The organism is Bacteroides sp. CAG:633, from assembly GCF_000435115.1.
Taxonomy (GTDB): Bacteria; Bacteroidota; Bacteroidia; order Bacteroidales; family Bacteroidaceae; genus Bacteroides; species Bacteroides ndongoniae.
In genome coordinates this window covers 13,544-30,857 of sequence record NZ_FR883056.1, presented here as the reverse complement: position 1 = coordinate 30,857, position 17,314 = coordinate 13,544, and the positions used below count along the sequence as shown (strand labels likewise).

Genomic DNA, 17,314 nt, shown 5'->3' with positions numbered 1-17,314 from the left:
TCCGATCCATAACATACACATGAGATTCTACAGGATAATTATACAAGATTTTATCAGATGTAAAGGTAATGTTCGGACGATTCATATTGGCATAATCACCATTTCCTATGTCTGGTATCTCTACCGATGGCTGAAGGGCATAGGTCACAGGAGGAATTGAGTCAGATAGAAAGACTTCACGTACCCCAAATGATACAGGATGCGTGGATGCGTTTCTTATGCCAAAGAGTAAAGAATGACGAACCTTGTCGTAGTACAAATCCGTTGTAGAAGTCGCATAATTACGTTCCACCATCACAGACTGGCCGGAAGGTAAGTTTGATGAGAGTTTTACCTTTCTCAACAATTCGCCATCACCATCCAGCAATAGAGCACTTTGAGTAGCATCCACTACCCAAATAGAGTCGGGGGAACAAACCATTAAGCCTGTAATAGGACTGATGACAGCCGAGTGTCCTTCTGTGTAAAAGGATAACTGAGTAGCTTTCCCGTTCCGTAAATTGAAACAATCCAGTGCATGTAACTTAAAATTATAGCCATATAACCATTCTGTAGTATCTTGGTAGTAATCAGATAAATAATATGACTTCAAATTCAAGATATCGGCCTCGGGCAATATATGCTTTTTGATCTGTAGTCCTTCTAAGTCAGAATGATTGGTTTCCGAACTTTTATTATGTTTTGGTGAACAGAATACAAAACAAAAAACAATAAATCCATATGCAAACATGCTTAATCTATTCATAGTAACTTATAATATTAAATGATCTTTATAGAAAACGATTCAATTTATTAAACTTATTATCTTATCAGTACCTATACCTAACAGGATAATTATATTTTTCAAACTTATATTTTAAAGTACGAACAATATTAGGGTTATTTCAGATTGAAAGATACGATATCAAATACTTCCTCATTTATGTCTGCATCCCACTCGTTTCGTATAATATATACTTTGTGGGCATTTTCATCTATATAAAATTGTCCCGATACATTATCAACAAAACGATAAGAATTTATCATATTGCCATTCCAATCCGTCTGGATCAACATACTTTCTGTCTTCTCTGCCATTGGGCTAACAATCATACGTAACAAATAACAATACTTTTCTGTAGGAAAACATCTGGTAAAGCCTGAATAGCCATTATCTAATGCCAACATCTTCGTATTTTTATTCACATCGGGAATACATTTTTCTGAAAATTTGAATGTCTGGATGTGTTTTCCTTCCAAATCATAGACATGAATCAAATCAAAAAAATACATTCCTACAAGAATACGGTTTTGTTGTTCGTTTAATGCAACTATTGATGCAAAGGTATAGTTATAGTCTGATACAGATTCATTTAAAGTAATAGGGCATTTTGCTTTCAAGGTTTTTCCGGTGTTCCTATTGTACACAAAGAACATATTGGGATTAGTGGCATCAATCTTCCTACCTACAATATAATTTTTAGATAAATTCGTTTCACTACTTATAAATATAGAATCCGGATACGGAATATATTCTTTTAATAGCAAAGCATCATTATCATCTTTTTCTATTTCCACTATTTTTTTAAGATTTCCTTCATCCAATAAAACCCTATCCACATCTACTGATAAAATAAAAGTAGGGTTAATCAAGTCATCAGCTCCATATCCTACAGAGCCTAAAGATTTTATTTTTTGCCTCGTATCAATATTATAAACATCAATGCATGTATCTGCTTTTACGTTGATTACGAAAAGTAATGAATCAACTATTTTTATACTCACCGGATATTTGTCTTCAAATCTTAATATTGTTTCAGGAGATTGTAAAATTGTCGATTCCGACAAATCTACAAAATCTGAATTATTCTTAGTAGAAGTACACGAGAATATAGAGATACAAAGAATGATATAAAATACTATTTTCATAATTTCACTGTTATTGCCATTTCATTTCTTTATTATGACTCTCATTCGGTTGCGTTTTTTTATTTCTTCGAAACCAGTTCGAACCGTTCGAAAGTCATATAATCATCTGACTGGTTACCCATTCCTACCTGATAATCACGGCTTATGTACAGACCGTCTTTGTTTACAAGAAATACAAAGGAATTGTAAATGCCTTCGGGAAAAAGAGTCTCGCCTATTACTTGAAAATCTTTGTCCAGAATCAGGACGGAGAACTTCTTCCTGCCATAAACGGCCTTACCCCACCAATTCATATTCCTGTCTAAATCAACCTTAGGATAGGCAAAACGGTAATAGATTTTCCTATATGGGTCATAAATCAGATCACCATAACGTGCCAGTTCCAGATAAAGACGAGGACCTGCTTCCGAATCTTTCTGTTCTTCGGTGGCAGAAGAAATATAGCGGCTGGCTGCTTTTATTCGTTTGATAGTGGAATGGTCGGCAGAAGCCACAACAATATCTTCACTTACGTAAAAGGAATAAACAAAGTTTTTTCCGTCGAAAATGCGGCTAAACTGCGAATTATTGGCACTTTTCTTTTTCTCTTCAGAAGTCAGCAAGGAATAGGTCAAAGGCAACTCTTCGCAAACCTGCTGTGTCGTATCAATCCGCACCGTGAGAGGAGTATCGTCCACAGAATGGAAACGAGGAATATCCGGCTGAGTGATATACAGCTTCCCTTCAAGAAAAACAGGAGCGATGTAAGGATGTGAGGAAGGGGTATAAGACGGTAGTACCTTATATCCTTTGGCGGTGGTACCATAAGGTATTTTCTGAACAATTCTTCCTGTTGTATCTACTCTTATCAACCCGCTATAGGCATAGCTGGAAACGTACAGATGGTTAAAATCCTTGGCATAGTAACCGGAAACCTGTGCTACCCCATTCGGTCCATCCGCATCCAACTCTACTTTTGAAAGAAAACGGGCTGTTTTCCAGTCATAAAAAAGAAGCTGATTGGTGCGGTAATTCAAAAAAGACAAATAGTCTTTACCTGTTTCGTCAGAAAACGTATATAAGTAGAATGCATTGTATCGCACATCGCTGTCAAGTTCAAAGGATTTCACTTCTCCCGTAGCTTTCAGTTCACAGATATCCTTTACCTGCTCTTTTTTTCCATTACAAGCTCCCAACAGACAGCAAAACAGAAGTGAAAATAGTGTTCTCATATTCTTCTTATTTTTTAATTATTAAATACTAAATTCAAAATCTACAAGGGCAGATTACTTCTTTATTACAATAGTTACAGATTGCCGTATAGTCTTCATTCGTACGACAATAGCTACCATTTTCACTTTATGTCAACGTTTCCAAATTCTTCTTCATAACATCCCTGACATCATTTCCTTTGTCTAATGAGCATAAACGCCATAAACTGCCATTGCCGCAGCGGCTGTTAGAAGAGTAACCTTTAAAAGATTTTTTTTCGTATTCATCTTTCCATTCAAATATTCATACTGATGGAATTTGTCTTCCACACATTATAGGGTGCCGAAAGATACAGATTCCTATAAATAAAAGTTCTAAATTCATTTTCATATATTAAACATATTCATACCTTTTTAAATAAAACATATTTAAGTTTCGCAGGTGATCAACTTAGTAGTTGACAAGTCTTCAGTCAACAAGGCAACAAGGGCTGGAATGCCCTGTTTAATAAAGTATCACCAGAAACGGCTTTCTACAAATGCCTTGTCAACTTGTTACTTGTCAACTGTAACTTGAACTTACGGATTGAAAATCGACGAAGTCAAAGTTGAGTAATCATGTAGAAAAGCATAACTCATTTCATTGTAATCTCTCAAAAATACAAAATCATAATTCCAATATGCAAAATTACAACTCACCATTTCTAACAAATATATAAATCGTTGAAATCCAGCATTATAAAAATGACCTTTTATAAAATTGGATCACTATTCGTTTCTTCCATAGACCTGCTCACCAAACCTCACCATGCTCTCACCAAACCTCAAAGATCCTCACCAAATCGAAAAATATTCGATAAATACGAATAAAATGGAAGGAATCAGACGTAATTTATTGTATAGCTTTCCCAAGTAAATAGCCTGAATTTCAATTTGCCGATAAAATTAAAAAAATACAACCGAAATAAACCTTCATTTCAACTGACATCAACTGACATTAATCATAAATATCTGTTTATCATAATATTAAAAATCGAAAATGTCAGTTGATGTCAGTTGGCGTTTTCATCCGAATGATTCATTTTTTTCTGTTTGTCTATCGAAGAAGGCAGGACAAGCTGATAAGAGCCATTTCTATCATTAGATATAGTAGCAGGCGATATGCTTTCGAGTTTATCCCGAAGGCGTCCTATCATCTTATAAAAACTATCCAAAGAGTAGGTTTCAAGCTCTTTTCCGATAGCCAGGTAAATGTCATGTTTAGACAAAGTGTGATGAGGAGCTTTAAGAAAACATTCTAACAAATTAGACATGGTTGCAGACAGGGTAGCAATCGTCTTGTTATTCTCATTACAGAGTACGTTTTGCTCAGCGTCAAAATAGATTTCCATACCCAAATTGTAAAGCCGATTGTTTTTACTTCGCGTTCGGGGTTTTACGCCCTCTTCCTGAATTTTCGTTTTTGTTTTTCGGAGAGCTGATAAAGATTTATACAACTTTCTCAGACGGACAAAGAACAAGCAAAGGCATGGAACTCCCCCTCCTGCCAAGAATATTAATCCCCAATCTGTCCATTCCAACAAATCGTACCAGGAAATATCGGAAAAAGCCGTTATTTCTGCTTCGCAATAACTGCCTATATACCGGGTACACAGGCTGTCGTAACGTGTTACCGTAATAGAATCCGGAACATAACTGGTAGTTTCAGATAAAGGTTGCTTCAGTCGCAAACCAATATTATGATTGCAAACCGACGAATCGGACAATAATCGAGACCAACTTTTATATAAAGAATCTGCTTTTAACACCGATTCCAAAATTAAATAAGAATGTATGTCGCGGACAAATTTACTTGCACTGATATTATCATAGTATTTTGTCCGAGGGACAACGTAAGATTGTATGCCATGGATGGAACGTATTCTTCCTCGCACCGTATCGGGTAATTCTTCATTCAAGGATTCCGTGAGATTGCTGCTGAACAAATGGTTGGCCGTATCACGCGAAAGCATCTCCTGCTGCAAAGCTTTCGTCAAGATTTCTCCTGCTTTCAACTGATACGTTTTATGTCTGTATGAAGTACGCATATAGCCAACCATTACGGCTAGCACTGCCCCTGTAAGCAAATAAATTGTTATTGATCTGAATTTTTTTTTCTTCATATTGAAATTGGAATTCATTAAAGATAATTTTTATTTCGTTGCTGAGTATTTTATTTAAATCTTGCCATCAGTTCATCGCTGTTGATATTCTTTGGCTCCAATTAAATCTGACTGTTTGTCAGCAAAAAACATTGACACAGTAGTTCCGAGAAGCAGCGGCGTTGCATATTCCGCCTTCTGCGGGAAATCGTCGTAGACAGTCACCCCCTCGCGAAGAGGACGGGAACAAACGGCGAGCCACAAAAGGACAAACACAGCGGACAAACCGCCAGACAGTCGGGACAGAAACGCCGGTAAGGCGAAAGTCCGGTGGGAAGAGCATAAGGAAATAATACTCATATTTCTTTATTTTAAGAATTTGAACAAGTAAAATTCTGCTTGGTAGTTAAGAAGTTCAAGAGTTAAACCGATAATTTTACAATGGTTAATGGTTGACGAATTGCAGAAACATCTCATCATCCTCTTCTCCTGTCATGCTGAACATAGTGAAGCATCTCCCATTTGTTATGTTTGCAGAGATGCTTCTCTGCCGCTCAGAATGATAGGTATAGTCTTCATTCCCCCTTCTCACTTCGCCATAGCGGGCGATAACTCCTTCTAACTCCTCTTATTCTATCGATTTTTTGAAATGATAACGGTACAACACCGGATTGTCCTCCTCGCCTATCCGTTCGGCAACAGACGCCAACTGCGGGTGGTTGCCGGCCTTGATGCGTTCTTTGTTCTGGTATAGGAACTCGGCCGAAAGGACACCAAGGTGACTATCCGACACTCCGTCGAACAAGATGGAGAGAAGTCCGGAATTGGAATCATAGACGCTGTTTATCAGCCATCCTGTCGTTCCGTCCCATACCAAGGTCTTTCCGTAGTTGATGACAAGGAACAGGTAATCGTCGGTCGCTTCGATCGCCGTAATCCCCATGCCGACGTGCTGCTGCCGCATCGCCTCGCGCAGTAGGAACAGCTCCATGTTCGCGTGTTTCTCCCAAAAATCATCATCCGCCATGATTCCGGGCAGGTCTATCACATATTCCACAGTGGCACGTCCTTCCTTCAGGGTGTAAACTCGGTTGGAGAAAGCCGAAATAAAAAGCGGTCGGTTACGGAACGAAGCCATCGGCTCATACAGCAGCGGATGAATGGTGACGCCGCTATGCACCTTCGGGGCATCCAGCAACTTGGCAGCCGTCAGCTTGTCACCTTGACAGGAAAGCATGGCATATTCCCGATCTGTAACTTTTGCATCGTTGGGAAGCGGATAATGGGCCAACAGGTGTTCGCCTTCGTCGCATGTCATTGCAAAGACGATATTGGCATCGTCATCCTCCAGCGACAACGTTGAATGGAACTTCCCATCAAACGTATAACGGAATATCTTCTTTTGGACGTTACTGACGATACATGCCAGCCGCCGCCCACTGTCCAGATAGAAACAATCCAAATTGTAATACTCTTCGGGACCTTGTCCACGGTACCCTATTTCGCTGACAAACCGTCCGTGGGCATCAAAGGCAAACAGACCTTTGGTGTCCTGTACAAAATAGTAGTCGCCCGCCCGCTTCGCACAGAGGACATCGCCAAGCAATATCCGGTCGGAAGTTTCCAGCGGAACATAGCTGACACTGTCCACTAACTCATAAAGATCCACTTTTTCCAAGATACGACTGTCCGCTACGGTGATTGTCTTCCCTTCCGTATCCGGGGAAGAAGCCGATGGCTTGCAGGCCACCATTCCGATAAGGACAAAACCTAAAAGCAAGATTCGTGTATTCATTCTTTTTTATTTTAATCAAAAAGCAACTTATATCGGATAAAATAGTTCTCATAGTTTCCATTGAATCCATAGAGCATATTGTTTTCCTCATCTACATCGAACAGGAAGGGAGCTACATCGAAACTGTATTGGGCTACTCCCCTGCCCTCATAATCCAATACTTCCAGGCAGCAACCATTCTCCTGCCGGTCGTACAAGGCATAAATGTACTTCCGGCCTGCCATGACGTTCAGATAGCGCTGTACGGTATGCTGCATGTTGCCCATGCGGATTTCAGACTTCACGTCTTTGTCTACCAGACGCTTATATAACGTCATGTCCGAAACCCGGTATAGGTCTATCTGTTTCTTATAGCTATATGCATAGACTATAAAGTCATCGTTGGCAGACATGATTCCGCGATGGCTGTCAAAGAAAGTTTCGCCATGCTCATCGCGTTCCATCGTTATCTGCCCGTTTGGCTTTCCGGTTACCAGATTTATCTTTTTGATCGTATAATCGGTAGAAACGGTGCTGTAAACCAGCAAAGAGTCGCGCAGAATGTGCATCTGGTTGAAATTGTCGTATTGCGGCAGAAGAAGTGCGCGGGCTGCCTTCATCGCCTGTCCGTCGGCGACCATTGCTTTTATCGTGACAGGCGTGTAACCCCATACATACAATGTATCCGAAAAACTTCGGCAAAACATCGGGAAGAGTCCTATTTCATCTTTGCCCTGTCCTTTGGTGCCCCAGCCGTTTTGCAGCAACAAATCGGGCAGTTCGTACCGCCACAGCATCGTGTCGCTCCTGGAAGGAGTCAGTAAATGTTTCTCAGATTAACAAAGCAAAAATAAGAATAAAGTCGGATAGTTCAAATGAATAATGTTACAAATTATTGCTTTTATGTAATATCGTTGTGTCTGTATCTTTGATTGGGTAACAAAAATCTTCGTTGGTATAACATTGTGTCCAGCCTGTATGCTTTTCGTACCTGTCGGGGCGAGATACGTCCCACTTTTTTATCCGAAAGACATGCAGGCTGGACACAAAAAACAGAGGGAAGCTGAGATTATATATGGATCAGCAGATCTGGAAGGTCGAACCCGTTCATTGTGAAGCTGATGGCAAATATGGCGGTACTAACCACCCAAAGAATCAACAGTGTCCATTTTAATCCAGTAGCCATGGCCTGCCACTTGAGCATAGAGCGGCAAACGCCATAAACAATGCCCAGCAAAGGGATGCCCAGCATCAGGGTACCTGCAATGTACATGACAATAGTTGACATTGGCGAGATGGGCAATATGATATCGGTGGTAGGAAACAGAGACAGCAATGCTGCTCCCCCGCCAATGCCGATAACGATAGCCATGAAAAGCAACGCAACAAAGACGACGGCAAAGATAAAGAGTACAGGGCTGCAGATAACGGCAATAGCAATTAGTCCCATTTTCAATATCCATCCGACAACGGTGACTATGGCATTGCCCAACGATGCAAGAAAAGAGCGTGGCTTGTCCGACCGGATGTATTCGTTTACCCCATTTCCTACCTTTTCGAATCCGTCGGTGACAGTTTTGCCGATGTTCTCTACAGTGACGGCTTCGCCACGCATACTCAGTTTCTCGGCAGCAGTCCGGGCTTCGGGAACAATAATCCAGCAAATGATGTAGAGCGGTATCAGTATTTTGAAAGAGAAAATCAGCAGAAAGACCATTGCCAGACGAAGCGTGGTGACATTAAGGCCAAAATAGGCTGCCGCACCACTGATGACGCCACCCAGCATCTTGTCGTCCGGATTGCGGAAGAAACGGCGATGTCCGGTTGTTTTCGTATTTTCGTCCGAAGACGGTTCGGTGTCTGTATCCATATCTTCCGGTTTTCCCATGCGTGCTATGACTTCCTCTACATCGGTTATGGTGATGACCTGGGCACCAGTCTGCAATTTTTCGGCAAACAGTTCGGAGATGCGTAGCTCGATGTCGTCTACAATTTCTTCGGCACTTGAATGTTTGCGAAAATGCAGCTTCAGATTATTGAGATAGTTGTCGAGAAGACGATAAGCGTCTTCGTCTATGTTGAACACGGTTCCTCCTAAATTTACAGTTAAAGTCTTTTTCATTGTGTTCTTCTGTTTATTTGTTAATTCGTTTATTGTTCGTTGGGTAGTCCTGCATAAAAGAGTTGAGGACTGGGCTTATCGGTTGGCTATGTGATTGACGGTTTCGTTCAGTTCCCGCCACGACACTTCCAGCTCACCGAGAAAAGTCTCTCCCTTTTCTGTCAGCCGATAATATTTGCGTGGTGGCCCTTGCGTCGATTCAACCCATTCGTAACTAAGCAGACCGTCGTTTTTCAGGCGGGTCAGCAGTGGATATAGTGTTCCCTCCACTACTATCAACCGGGCTTCTTTCAGTTTCGATATGATGTCTGAAGCATAGGCCGGTTCTTTGTGCAGCAGAAGCATGATGCAGTATTCCAGCATTCCCTTCCGCATTTGCGATTTTACGTTGTCTACATTCATGGTTAATTGTTTTGTATAGCACAAATATATGTATTATATAGGTACCTTGTATTACATAATACTATATAATTATACTATATTAACGATTCGAGAAGTGGTGTATGTTCTATACTGTAGGCTTGAAAGATACTGGAATAGCAGTGCAGAAGCCGATTGTGAGGTAAGAAGAAATACATACAAGTACAGATGGGGTACGATGATAGCAAGAGGGGTAATTTTTTCCCAGTTAGGAAAAAATTTTTTTCTAACTGGGAAGATATTTTTTCCTAACTGGGAAAAAAATACGGGATAGTGTATGCAGAATATGCACAAAGTTGGCAAGGAGAAAAGCTGACAGGCGAAAAATAAAAGAAGGCAGCTGATTTCTTGTGATTCAGCTGCCTTCTTCTTATGTTAGGAACGTTGTTGTTACTTAGCTACTCTTTCGAGCCATTTCACCATAGCGAGCATGACTCCCATGGAGATAAGACAAACGATCAGGAATATGGCCCAGCAATAACCGATGGGGATGGCATTGTACATAAGCGGACCAATCCACAGCAAGAGGTTACCGACAGCCGTAGCACCCAGCCAGAGTCCTTGGCAGAGACCGAGAAGATGTTTGGGAGCAACTTTGGACACGAACGAGAGTCCGAGCGGCGAGATGAAGAGTTCGGCAACGGTAAGAAGGAAATAGAGAACGATCAATACCCATGCTCCGGCTTTCACTTGCTGGTCGATGGGGAGCTCGCGGAACTCGGTTGCAGACGGATAACCTTGCGAGAAGGAGTATACGGAAAGGAACAGGTAAGCAAGTCCTGCAATCAGCATACCGATGGCAATCTTGCGGGGAGTGGATATTTCTTTGCCTTTGCGAGCCATAGATCCGAAAATCATCATGATGATCGGAGTCAGCGTAATAACAAAGAACGGATTGACAGCCTGCCATATTTCGGGAGCAATGGTAGTGGTATTAACAAAGTCGCGGGCAAACAGCGAGAGAGATGTTCCGTTCTGGTGGAATGAGAACCAGAAGAATATAACGACTCCCAGCACTGCGAACAGAGCATAAAGGCGTTGTTTGATTTCCTTTGCCATCGCCTGTTTTTCTTCTTCGGAATACTGAACGGCGGCAACAGCCTCTTTCTTTCCCGGATTGGGGAATTGCTTCTTGGTTACGAGGAAGATAATCAGTGAAATGAACATGGCCGCTACCGATGCCAGGAACGAATAGTGGATACCTTCATTGAAAATCTGGAGATACTGAGCACATGAATCAGCCATATTGGCGGTATCGCCTACACATTGTGCCATCAGCTGGTAGAGGTTGCCCAGTGCTTCGGCTGACATCTGCTCTGCCTTTTCGATATATTCGTGGCACAGGGCAGGAAGGCTGGCGTTGTAAACCATGTTGTGTGCGTTCAGCCACCAGCTACGCAGAAGCGGAGCTACGAACGGAGCGATAAGACCACCGATGTTGATGAATACGTAGAAGATCTGGAAACCGGAATCGCGCTTGCTTTTGGCAATCTTCAGTTCTTTTTCGCCTTTCTTGGCGGCTTCTGCTTCCAGGTCGTCGTACATCTGACCTACGATGGCCTGGAGGTTGCCCTTGAACAGACCGTTACCGAATGCGATGAGGAAAAGGGCAGCACAAGTCAGTGTCAGTAACCAGGTGATGTTTCCTGAATTTGCAGTAATGGGGAATGAAAGAACGATGTAGCCGACAGCCATAATGACAAGACCGGCCATGATTGTGCCTTTATAATTTTGTTTTTTGTCGGCTATGTAACCGCCAATGAGGCTTAAAAGGTAAATGCCGGCATAAAAGAATGAATAAATCAGTGTACTTTTTTCTTCGCTGATACCGAATTTAGAACAAAGGAATAATACTAGTACGGCATTCATGATGTAGTAGCCGAAACGCTCACCCATGTTTGAAAGTGCCGCAGGAATCAGACCCTTAGGATGTTTGTTGAACATAGAATTAATTTTTTAAATAGTGACTAAATATGTTTTTCAAATAATAATAGTTGCAAATATATACTTTTTGGTGAGATAATACACTAAAATAAGCTGAAAAATAGAAAGGGTATGCAAGATTTATATGGCTTGCATACCCTTGATAGGAACAAATTGTCAGTAAGGCTTGTAGAAGTTAATGCCAATAGAAGGTGCCTGGACAATCGGAATACTTTTCATTGTACATGAATATCAGAACAGTGTACAGACTTCTGCCCGTACTTCCTTGATAAGGTCCTGTGGAGCCAGCTTCAGCTGCAGGCCACGGACACCGGCACTGATATAAATGTATGGATGCTGCATACATGTTTCGTGAATGTAGGTAGGAAATTGTTTTTTCATACCGATGGGAGAACAGCCGCCGCGTATGTAGCCAGTCAGTGGAAGCAGTTCTTTGACCGGTATCAGGTCGCACTTTTTATTGCCCGATACTTTGGCGGCCAGTTTCAGGTCGACTTCATTTTCGCCGGGAATGACGCAGACAAAGTAACCGGACTTGTCGCCATGGAGCACCAGGGTCTTGAATACACAATTGATGTCTTCGCCCAGGCTGGCTGCCACATGGACGGCGCTGAGATCTGCTTCGTCCACTTCGTAAGGAATTAATTCGTAGGCTATTTTAGCCTTGTCTAGTAGCCTTGCGGCATTGGTCTTATTGATTTTCATTTCGTTTTATCCTTTATGTTATATTTTTACGTTTTGCAAATGCTCAACTTATTAGTTTACAAGGCTTCAGCCAACAGGTTTGCAAGGCTCGGAATGCCCTGTTTGATGAAGTGCCGCTTGAGACGGCTTGCTGCAAACGCCTTGTTTATTCGTCAACTTGTGAATTCGTTAACTGCAACTTGAGCTTACGAATAGAAAATCGACGAAATCAAAGTTGAGTTATATTTATCATAAATTGAACACCGGCGGGAAATCTTATTTCTGTTTCTTTACCAGTTCCAACTCTTCCTTGAGGAATCGGGGCGTGAATCCTTTAGGGCTGTCGGCCACTTCTTCCGGAGTGCCACAAGACAGGACCTGGCCTCCCCCCTTCCCTCCTTCGGGACCCATGTCGATAATATAATCGGCCATCTTGATAACATCCAGATTGTGCTCGATGACAATGACCGTATTGCCTTTGTCGACAAGTCTGTTCAGCACGTTCATCAGTACGCGGATGTCTTCGAAGTGCAGACCGGTAGTCGGTTCGTCCAGAATATACAGGGTTTTACCCGTATCGCGTTTGGACAGTTCCGTCGCCAGCTTGACGCGCTGGCTTTCGCCACCGGACAGGGTTGTAGACGATTGTCCCAGCTTGATATAGCCCAATCCGACCTCCTGTATTACTTTTATCTTGTTCAGTATTTGCGGAACGTTCTCAAAGAATTCGACTGCGCGGTTGATGGTCATGTCCAGAACGTCGGCGATGGATTTTCCTTTGAAACGTACTTCGAGTGTCTCCCGATTGTAACGTTTACCGTGGCATACTTCGCAGGGTACGTATACGTCTGGCAGGAAATTCATTTCGATGGTCTTGTATCCGTTTCCCTGACAGGCTTCGCAGCGTCCTCCGCTGACGTTGAACGAGAAACGGCCGGGCTTGTAACCACGGATCTTGGCTTCGGGCAGGCCTACAAACAGGTTGCGGATGTCGGAAAATACGCCGGTGTATGTGGCTGGGTTGGAACGTGGGGTACGTCCTAATGGCGACTGGTCTACATTGACAACCTTGTCGATATACTCCAGACCTTCGATGCTGTCGTATGCCAGCGGGTCTTGCAGTGAGCGGTAGAACTTCTGCGACAGAATGGGCTGCAATGTTTCGTTAATCAAAGTAGATTTTCCACTTCCGGACACGCCTGTTATGCAGATCAGCTTGCCTAAAGGAAATTCTACATCAATGTTTTTCAGGTTATTGCCTTTGGCGCCACGCAGCCAGATGCTGTGTCCGTTGCCTTTGCGGCGCTCGGCAGGTACCTCGATGGCACATTCGCCGTTGAGGTAACGAGAAGTCAGGGTGTGGGTACGTAGCATCTCCTGTGGTGTACCGGCAAAAACGACTTCTCCGCCCAGACGGCCGGCTTTGGGACCCATGTCGATGACATAGTCGGCAGCCAGCATCATGTCTTTGTCGTGTTCGACGACAATGACTGTATTGCCTAAATCGCGCAGTTCCTTTAATGAATGTATCAGGCGCTGGTTGTCGCGCTGATGAAGTCCGATACTGGGTTCGTCCAAGATGTAGAGGACATTGACCAGCTGCGAACCTATCTGAGTGGCCAGTCTAATACGCTGGCTTTCACCTCCGGAAAGGCTGACGGCACTGCGGTTCAGGGACAGATAGTCGAGACCTACATCCAACAGGAATTTGAGCCGTGTCCGTATTTCTTTCAGGATTTCGGCTGCAATCTGTTTTTGCTTACTGTCCAGGTATGGATCTACATTCTGTAACCATTCGTACAAATCCTTGATATCCATGCTGGAAAGTTCGTAGATGTTCTTGTCGTGGATGCGGAACGAAAGAGCTTCCTTGTTCAGTTTGGCTCCCTGACATTCGGGGCAGACGGCAGTCTTGGCAAACTGTTCGGCCCATTTCTGGGCTGTGGCAGAGGAATCTTTTTCCTGCAACATCTGGATGTATTTTACAACCCCTTCAAACGTTACAAAATAGTCAGAAGATGTACCGATCAATGAGCTTTTTATTTTTATGCGTTCGTCGGAACCGTAAAGAATCTCTTCGATGGCTTCGTCCGGCAAATCTTTTGCAGGAGTTTTCAGGTTAGCTTCGTATTTCTCCAGCAAGGCATCTATTTGCCAGAATATCATACTGTTCTTGTATTTCCCTACGGGAGCTAAAGCTCCTTCGTAAATGGACAGTTCGCGGTTGGGGATTACTTTGTCAATATCTATCTGGCTGATGACGCCCAATCCCTTACATTTGGGGCAAGCTCCTTGAGGGGAGTTGAAAGAGAAATTATGCGGTGCCGGGTCACGGTAAGAGAGCCCTGTGACAGGACACATCAGGCGCTTGCTGTAATGGCGGACCGTTTCGTTGTCAGCATCCAAAACCATGATCAGTCCATCGCCTTGCTTCATCGCTGTAGATACGCTGCTTTTCAGACGGTTATCATCCTTTTCTGAAACAATCAGTTTATCTATGACAACTTCTATATCGTGATTCTTATAACGGTCCAGTTTCATGCCTGGAAGGGCTTCACAGATTTTTTGGTCGACCCGTACATACAGATAGCCCTTTTTGCGGATCTGTTCGAACAATTCTTTATAATGTCCTTTCCGGTTGCGTACCAGCGGAGAAAGAATGTATATTTTCTTTCCTTTGTAATCTTTCAATATCAGGTCCAGAATCTGCTCTTCGGTGTACTTTACCATCTTCTCTCCCGACAGGTAAGAATATGCATCACCGGCACGGGCATAGAGAAGGCGCAGGTAATCGTATATCTCGGTTGTTGTTCCGACAGTGGAGCGTGGATTTTTATTGGTAGTTTTCTGCTCAATGGATATTACGGGGCTTAATCCGGTAATTTTGTCGACATCGGGGCGTTCCAAGTTGCCTAAGAAGTTGCGTGCATAAGCCGAAAACGTTTCGATGTAACGACGTTGTCCTTCAGCAAAAATCGTATCGAAAGCCAGTGAGGATTTACCGCTTCCGCTAAGTCCGGTAATTACCGTCAGGCTGTTTCGGGGAATTTCCGCATCAATATTTTTCAGGTTATGCACCCGGGCACCATATACATTGATATATTCAGATTCTTCTTGCATGTGATAAATAGGGTTTAAATCGGCTATAAACTTCATGCAAAAATAAGCGTTTCCATCCGAATATCATTTTAAATGGATTATTTTTCGGCTTTGGAAAGTAGAATATTATTTCTTAACTCATTCTTTTGGCTGAAATGACATAATATTCTTAACTTTGCATTAGGTTTGGGAAATATTAAATGTAACTATCGATATAATTAGTAATAGATGAGAACGATTAACCGGAGTGTCTGCTTGTTTTTATTGGCCTGCATCTGCGGATTGACAGTAAACGCACAAGAAAACCAGACTTATATATTGCATACTATTGAAAAAGGACAAAGTCTGTATTCTATTGCCAGCATGTATGGCGTCAGCCAGGCTGATATTGTAAAAATGAATCCTGGCAGCGATGAGAAAATCTATATAGGACATACGTTACGCATTCCACGAAACACAACAGGCAGTCAGAAAGAAACATTCCATACCATTGAAGCCGGTGAGACTTTATATCGGTTGACAGTGAAATACAATGTTTCTGCAAAAGCTATTTGCGATGCCAATCCGGGACTGAGTGCTGAAAATTTCCGTATCGGACAAGTTATCCGGATTCCGGCTCCGGACGAAACTCCGGTTGTTTCGGATATTGATAATTCATCTAAAACAGCTGATGTTACCAGTGAGATTCCGGCTGCTGTACAATCTCGCTGCCGTGATATGCATAAGGTAAAACGGAAAGAAACCATTTACAGCATCAGCAAGGAATACGGCATTACCGAGGCAGAACTGATTGAAGCCAATCCGGAATTGAAAGGGAAAAACAAGATAAAGAAGGGTTCGTTCTTGTGCATCCCCTATCCTACTACAATTGCAAATACCGGAAATGCAAAGCCACAGACGATACCGACCAACAACGAACTGTTCAGTGAAAACAAAAAGGAAGCGGAACGTATCAGTACGATTAAGGCTGCTGTTATTCTTCCGTTTTTGCCCGATGCTGCATCACGTAGCGAGTCGGCCCGAATGGTAGAGTATTACGAAGGCTTTTTGATGGCTGTCGATAGCTTAAAACGCAGTGGTACTTCGATTGACATTTATACGTATAATTCCGGAGCGAATGTAAATTCGCTGAATGATATTCTTTCGAAAAACGAAATGAAGAATATGGATATTATATTCGGTCCGCTGCAACAGCAGCAAATCAAGCCGTTGGCTGATTTTGCGAAGAAAAATGATATCCGTCTGGTTATTCCGTTTACTTCGAAAGACAATACGGTGTTCCGTAATCCGGCTATTTATCAGATTAATACTCCCCAATCTTATCTGTATTCGGAAGTATATGATCACTTTGTCCGTCAGTTCCCCAATGCAAACGTAATCTTTATCGAGGCGAACAGTAAAACCAAAGATAAGGCGGATTTCATCAAAGGCCTGAAAGATGAATTGCGTAACCGCTCTATTCCAATGGCTACCCTGGATGAGGATGCTTCGGTGGAAGCGTTGAAAAGTGCGCTTAAGGCTGGCCGGGAGAATATATTCATTCCGACATCCGGAAGCAATCTGGTTTTAATCAAATGTTTGCCCCAACTTACTCTGTTGGTTCGCGAGAATCCGGAATTCAGCATTCACATGTTTGGTTATCCGGAATGGCAGACATATACCAAGGATCATCTGGAATCATTCTTTGAGTTGGATACATACTTTTATTCCTCTTTCTATACGAACGATCTGTTCCCTGCAGCCAAGAACTTCACACGTAATTATCGGCGCTGGTATGGAAAAGATATGGATGAGCGTTATCCCAAATATGGAATGTTAGGATTTGATACAGGCTATTTTTTCCTTAAAGGACTGGCACGCTACGGAAGCGAATTGGAGAATAATCTTCAAAGAATGGATTTTGCACCTATACAGACAGGGTTCAAATTCCAGCGTGTCAACAATTGGGGAGGATTTGTAAACAAAAAAGTTTTCTTTGTCCGTTTTACAAAGAATTATGAGCTGGTGAAACTTGATTTTGATTGAATTGTGT

At 42.5% G+C, this 17,314-nt stretch carries 11 protein-coding genes and 1 pseudogene; 1 reads left to right on the top strand and 11 read right to left on the bottom strand.

All coding sequences use genetic code 11. The features are described 5' to 3' along the window. From QVP67_RS06880 to uvrA, 11 genes and pseudogenes are all read right to left on the bottom strand, one after another. Positions 1–745: pseudogene (locus tag QVP67_RS06880) on the bottom strand (hypothetical protein); the annotation flags it as partial. A gap of 134 nt (positions 746–879) precedes the next feature. Then, complete coding sequence (locus QVP67_RS06875; protein ID WP_022162834.1) at positions 880–1,908, bottom strand: BF3164 family lipoprotein; 1,029 nt, start codon at positions 1,906–1,908, stop codon at positions 880–882. 59 nt (positions 1,909–1,967) lie between these two features. After that, the gene (locus tag QVP67_RS06870; RefSeq protein ID WP_022162833.1) at positions 1,968–3,119 is read right to left on the bottom strand and encodes a DUF4221 family protein; all 1,152 of its coding nucleotides are present in this window, start codon (positions 3,117–3,119) and stop codon (positions 1,968–1,970) included. 1,031 nt (positions 3,120–4,150) lie between these two features. After that, entirely contained in the window at positions 4,151–5,260 is a 1,110-nt protein-coding gene (locus tag QVP67_RS06865; protein WP_288179988.1) for a helix-turn-helix domain-containing protein, read from the bottom strand. Positions 5,261–5,867: 607 nt separating this feature from the next. Next, complete coding sequence (locus QVP67_RS06860; RefSeq protein ID WP_022162829.1) at positions 5,868–7,034, bottom strand: 6-bladed beta-propeller; 1,167 nt, start codon at positions 7,032–7,034, stop codon at positions 5,868–5,870. 11 nt (positions 7,035–7,045) lie between these two features. Beyond that, positions 7,046–7,810: a hypothetical protein gene (locus QVP67_RS06855; RefSeq protein WP_022162828.1), complete on the bottom strand. Its 765-nt coding sequence runs from the start codon at positions 7,808–7,810 to the stop codon at positions 7,046–7,048. A gap of 272 nt (positions 7,811–8,082) precedes the next feature. Beyond that, entirely contained in the window at positions 8,083–9,135 is a 1,053-nt protein-coding gene (locus QVP67_RS06850; RefSeq protein WP_022162827.1) for a PspC domain-containing protein, read from the bottom strand. Between the two features lie 75 nt (positions 9,136–9,210). Beyond that, positions 9,211–9,537, bottom strand: a complete 327-nt coding sequence (locus QVP67_RS06845) for a PadR family transcriptional regulator (RefSeq protein WP_071149662.1) — start codon at positions 9,535–9,537, stop codon at positions 9,211–9,213. A gap of 408 nt (positions 9,538–9,945) precedes the next feature. After that, positions 9,946–11,499: a peptide MFS transporter gene (locus tag QVP67_RS06840; RefSeq protein WP_022162825.1), complete on the bottom strand. Its 1,554-nt coding sequence runs from the start codon at positions 11,497–11,499 to the stop codon at positions 9,946–9,948. A 231-nt stretch (positions 11,500–11,730) separates the two neighbouring features. Further along, positions 11,731–12,204, bottom strand: a complete 474-nt coding sequence (gene ybaK / locus QVP67_RS06835; RefSeq protein WP_022162824.1) for a Cys-tRNA(Pro) deacylase — start codon at positions 12,202–12,204, stop codon at positions 11,731–11,733. A 255-nt stretch (positions 12,205–12,459) separates the two neighbouring features. Further along, entirely contained in the window at positions 12,460–15,303 is a 2,844-nt protein-coding gene (gene uvrA / locus QVP67_RS06830) for an excinuclease ABC subunit UvrA (protein WP_022162823.1), read from the bottom strand. A gap of 207 nt (positions 15,304–15,510) precedes the next feature. Here uvrA and QVP67_RS06825 point away from each other — a divergent pair, with 207 nt between their 5' ends. Further along, a complete protein-coding gene (locus QVP67_RS06825) occupies positions 15,511–17,307 on the top strand; it encodes a LysM peptidoglycan-binding domain-containing protein (protein ID WP_022162822.1) in 1,797 nt (598 codons plus the stop codon). Positions 17,308–17,314 lie beyond the last annotated feature (7 nt).